Genomic DNA, 4,740 nt, shown 5'->3' on the forward strand with positions numbered 1-4,740 from the left:
CATCCAGGACACGGAGCCGTTGCTGGTGGTGGATACCGATGGCTTCAATATCCACCGGGACAACAACCGGCTGGAGGAAATTATCGCCCAGGTCCGCCAGCGATTACCAGAAGGCCTGGTTAGCAATGAAGTGCAGTAGCGGGTGTCCCCGACGGTGTATGGCGTATCCAGATAGGGATCGTCACGGCGCATGAAAAAACTGGCCGTATTTGTTTCGGGCCGCGGGTCGAATTTCCGGAATATTCACCGTGCGATTCAGGCGGGAGAGATTCCGGCGGAAGTGGCACTGGTGGTAACCGATAAGCCGGATTGCCCGGCGGCCGATTATGCCCGGGATAACGGTATCAAGGTGGCTCACTACCCGGCCCGGGAGATGACTCCGGCGGCTCTATTGGGAGCCCTGCAGGAGGGGGGTATCGATTTCCTGATCCTGGCCGGTTACCTGAAGCTGGTGCCAACCGAAGTCGTGCGGGCCTATCCCCGGGCGATGCTGAATATTCACCCGGCCCTGCTGCCGGCCTTCGGGGGCAAGGGCTATTACGGCCACCGGGTGCACGAGGCCGTCATCGCCTCGGGAGCCAAGGTCTCCGGGGTGTCGGTGCACTTCGTGGACGAGGAGTACGACCACGGCCCCATCGTGGCGCAGGTGGTGGTGCCGGTGCAACCCGACGATACACCCGACGAGTTGGCAGGGCGAGTGCTTAAGCAGGAGCACCGCCTGTATTCCAAGGTGGTGGCAGCCCTCTGTCGTGGAGAAGTGCGCTGGCGGGAGGATGGTGTGCCCTATATCGATCCCCCGATCAAATTGTAATCTGCATGCCTCGTATTGGAGAATATTGAAACGCGCCTTCATCAGTGTCTGGGATAAATCGGGCCTGGAAGAGTTGGCCCGGTATCTGCATACGCACGGCTTTTCCATCGTTGCCACCGAGGGCACTGCCCGTGAGATCGAGGCCTGGGGCATCCCCGCGACAGCGGTGGAGGAGATCACCGGTCAACCGGCTATGATGGATGGGCGCATAAAGACGGCGGATATGCGGATATTCGGGCCCATCCTGGCTGACAAGGACAAGCCGGAGCATCTGCGGGACCTGGAGCGATTGGAGCAGGAGCCTATTGACCTGGTTGTAGTGAATCTCTACCCCTTCCCGGAGATGCTGCACCAAGGGCTGTCCAGGGAAGAGATGTTGGAATACATTGATGTGGGCGGGCCCAGCCTGCTGCGGGCGGCGGCGAAAAACTCCCGCCACGTACTGGTTCTGTGCCGACCTGAGCAGTATCCCCGCTTTCAGCAGCTGTACGATGAATATGGCGACGACATTCCCCTGGCATACCGTCAGGCACTGGCGGCTGAGGTTTTCCACCACACCGCCACCTACGATCACCTGATTGGAGAGTATTTCTCTCTCGCAGCAGAAGGTCCGCCGCCGACCATTCATATTCATGCTGAGCTCCACCAATCGCTGCGTTACGGAGAGAATCCCCATCAGCAGGCGGGTTTTTACTTAAGCCCGGGCCAGGAGCCGCCCTGGAAGCAGCTCCAGGGCAAGGAGCTCTCCTATAATAACTACACTGATATCGAGACGGCTGGCCAGATCGTGGCCGAGTTTGACCGCCCGGCGGCCGCGATTGTTAAACATGCCAATCCCTGCGGTTTCGGACTGGGGGAGACGCCGGAGCAGGCCTACCGGAAGGCCTTGGCCACTGATCCGGTGAGCAGTTACGGCGGTGTAGTCGGATTCAATCGGCCGGTAGATGCAGTCGCCGCTCGATCCCTGACGGATATCTTTCTGGAGTGCATTATTGCGCCGTCATTTACCCCTGAGGCACTGGCACTACTGAAGAAAAAGAAGAACCTGCGCCTGTTGGAAGCTGTCCCCGGGGAACCTCCGACACCTATCTGGGGTATCAGAACAGTGGCCGGTGGCTACCTGGTACAGGAGCGGGATAAATTCCAGGGCGAGGATAGCTGGGAAGTTGTTAGCAGGAAGAAACCGACCCCCGAAGAAATGCAGGCCATGCGCCTGGGCTGGAAATTGGTTAGATTTGTGAAGTCAAATGCGATTATATTTGCCGGCCTTGACCAGCTGCTAGGAATTGGTGCGGGCCAGATGTCGCGGGTAGATGCTGTTATTTTGGCGGGCATGAAGGCGGGTAAGGCGAATTTAGATCTGAGCGGTGCTGCTATGGCTTCGGATGCCTTTTTCCCTTTCGCCGATGGAATCGAGGAAGCAGCCCGGTTGGGGATTAGCGCAGTGATCCAGCCCGGCGGCAGCATTCGAGACGCGGAAGTGATCGCGGCGGCCAATGAGCACAACATGGCAATGATTTTTACGCACAAACGACATTTTCGACATTAAGGGTAGCACTTTTATGGCACGGGGCAATCAGTCAAAGTTTAGCTATTCGAATCTGTTCTCGATGGACATTGCCATCGATCTGGGGACCGCTAATACTCTTATCTGGGTAAAGGGGCGGGGAATCATGATTAACGAGCCCTCCATCGTGGCTAAGACAGTGAACAGCGGTAAAGTGATCGCCGTAGGCCAGGAAGCCAAGGAGATGCTCGGTAAGACCCACCACAATCTTGTGACCGTGCGGCCCTTGAAGGATGGCGTTATTGCCGACTTCCAGATGGCTGATGGCATGATCCAGGGCTTCATACGTAAGATGCATCTGAGCCGGATCGCCCGGCCCCGAATGGTGATCTGCGTTCCGTCGGGTGTCACTCCGGTAGAGCAGCGGGCGGTGAGAGAATCGGCGGAACGCGCCAATGCCCGAGAGGTGCATCTCATCGAGGAGCCAATCGCGGCGGCAATCGGGATCGGATTGGATATCGCCAAACCGGTAGGCAATATGATTGTGGACGTCGGTGGTGGTACTACCGAGATCGCCGTGATTGCTTTGAACGGGATTGTCACCAAGGAAACGATCCGCATAGCCGGTGACGAGATGGATAGCGCCATCATCGATTGGTTTCATAATGAGCATAAGCTGGAGATTGGTGATCGCACTGCTGAGATGATTAAATGCAACGTAGGCACCGGCACCAGCGACGGGAAATCCAAGATTGTAATCAAGGGCCGCGACCTTGTCACGGGCATCCCCAAGACCATCACCGTTCCTTCAGATGAGATCCGCAAAGCCCTCTCCGATACCCTGTATCAAATCATCGGTGCCATTAAACGGGCTCTGGAGCGCACCCCTCCGGAACTGAGTTCTGACATTCTCGACCGGGGAATTATCCTTACCGGAGGGGGGGCATTGCTCAAGGGATTGGACGAAATCCTCCGGGAAGAGACCAACCTGCCAGTACATGTAGCAGAAGAGCCTTTAACCAGCATTGTCCTGGGCACCGGGATGGTGTTGGAGCATATCAAGGACTTTTCTGCCATTCTGTTCTAATTAGCTCCCGGGAGTCACGTGCGGAACCTATTTGAGCTCCTCTATCTTTTCCGGGAGTTACTCCTTCTACTCCTCGCCGTCCTGATATCGCTAATGCTGCTCCTCACCGGCGAGTCTCGCCAATCTTTTGCTCTGCAGCAGCTATTCACCAATGTGGTTGGTGCCATACCGCGCCCCAGTCTGGGAATCGGGGATATTTTCAGCTACCGGGAAGAAAATCAGATTCTGCGCCAGCGTCTCATGCAGTATACCCTTCTCAACGCTGAACTGGCCGATGTCGCGCGGGAAAACGAGCGTCTGCGGAGTGTACTTCAATTCATGAAGGGATCGCCTTATGACCTGCGGGTGGCTGAAGTGATCAATCGGGGCGCATCGAGTATTCTGAGCACGATTACTTTAAATGTGGGTACTAAACACGGGATTGAGCCTAACCTGCCGGTATTAACCCTGGATGGCTTGATCGGCAAGACCATGACCGTAGCCTCTCAGGCCTCTGTCGTGCAGCTGGTCACCGACCGGAACTTTCGCATCTCGGTAAAAGTGGGAGAAGGGGGCGTCCGCGGTATTTTGATTCCTTTAAACGGCCCTTTTGCCGAAGTCACGGGAGTCCCTCTCAACACGGATATCAAAGCGGGGGACCGAGTGATGACCTCCGGTTTCTCAGATATCTATCCCAAGAACCTGCCCGTGGCGGTGGTTGAAGAAGTGACGGCAAAACCAGGAGATTATTTCAGTAGCGTGAAGGTGCGTCTCAACGCCCAGCCGTCGGAAATTGAACATGTGTTTGTTATGATCGGGAATGGTTCAGGCTCTTAAGATCACCGGCGTGTTTGTGGGCGTAATGCTCGCCCAGCTCTATTTGGCGCAGTGGTTGGAGATAGGAGATCTTCGTCCTGATTTCATCCTGATATTCTTGGTCTATATATCAGCCCGCTATGGTAGAATAGCCGGCATACTATGGGGATTTGGGGCTGGTTTTTTGCAGGATCTTACTGGGTCACTCAGCGTGCTGGGGGCCAATGCGCTGGCAAAGTCTGTCGTTGGTTATATCCTGGGCACGCTGAATGGCACCCTGACGGTGTGGACCCCCCGGATCGTGAACCTATACATCTACGGGACCCTGGTGGGGCACGCAGTCATTTATCAACTAGTGATGAGCTGGGGGCTTGAGATTGCACCAGGATTATTAATAAGTCGCATCCTGTTGGAAGCCTTTATTTCCAGCGTGATCGTCACCGGGATGCGTTTCGTACTGCCACTAATGCCGAGTCAAGCATGAAACTGCTGCCACCGTCCACGCTTATCCGACGGCGCAACCTCCTGGCCACCGCTATT

The 4,740-nt window shown here is 56.0% G+C and carries 5 protein-coding genes; all 5 read left to right on the plus strand.

Features of this window, described 5'->3' with window-relative positions; genetic code table 11:
* Positions 1-190: 190 nt before the first annotated feature.
* From purN to mreD, 5 genes are read left to right on the plus strand one after another with little or no spacing between them, the layout of a single operon-like run.
* A complete protein-coding gene (gene purN / locus ACETWG_02485) occupies positions 191-811 on the plus strand; it encodes a phosphoribosylglycinamide formyltransferase (protein ID MFB0515456.1) in 621 nt (206 codons plus the stop codon).
* Between the two features lie 25 nt (positions 812-836).
* On the plus strand, positions 837-2,360 hold the full coding sequence (gene purH, locus ACETWG_02490) for a bifunctional phosphoribosylaminoimidazolecarboxamide formyltransferase/IMP cyclohydrolase (GenBank protein MFB0515457.1): 1,524 nt from the start codon (positions 837-839) through the stop codon (positions 2,358-2,360).
* 13 nt (positions 2,361-2,373) lie between these two features.
* A complete protein-coding gene (locus ACETWG_02495) occupies positions 2,374-3,405 on the plus strand; it encodes a rod shape-determining protein (protein ID MFB0515458.1) in 1,032 nt (343 codons plus the stop codon).
* An 18-nt stretch (positions 3,406-3,423) separates the two neighbouring features.
* Positions 3,424-4,221 (plus strand): rod shape-determining protein MreC, encoded by a 798-nt coding sequence (mreC, locus tag ACETWG_02500; protein MFB0515459.1) that lies wholly within the window; start codon positions 3,424-3,426, stop codon positions 4,219-4,221.
* Positions 4,205-4,684 (plus strand): rod shape-determining protein MreD, encoded by a 480-nt coding sequence (gene mreD, locus ACETWG_02505; GenBank protein MFB0515460.1) that lies wholly within the window; start codon positions 4,205-4,207, stop codon positions 4,682-4,684. The genes mreC and mreD overlap by 17 nt, the downstream gene beginning before the upstream one ends.
* The last annotated feature ends 56 nt before the right edge of the window (positions 4,685-4,740 follow it).

It is taken from the genome of Candidatus Neomarinimicrobiota bacterium, from assembly GCA_041862535.1.
In the GTDB taxonomy this organism is placed as follows: domain Bacteria; phylum Fidelibacterota; class Marinisomatia; order SCGC-AAA003-L08; family TS1B11.

Bases quoted from the DNA above. Each gene is read 5' to 3' on its own strand.
- ACETWG_02495 (MFB0515458.1), top strand. From the start codon at position 2,374: ATGGCACGGGGCAATCAGTCAAAGTTTAGCTATTCGAATCTGTTCTCG.
- mreD (MFB0515460.1), top strand. From the start codon at position 4,205: ATGGTTCAGGCTCTTAAGATCACCGGCGTGTTTGTGGGCGTAATGCTC.
- purN (MFB0515456.1), top strand. From the start codon at position 191: ATGAAAAAACTGGCCGTATTTGTTTCGGGCCGCGGGTCGAATTTCCGG.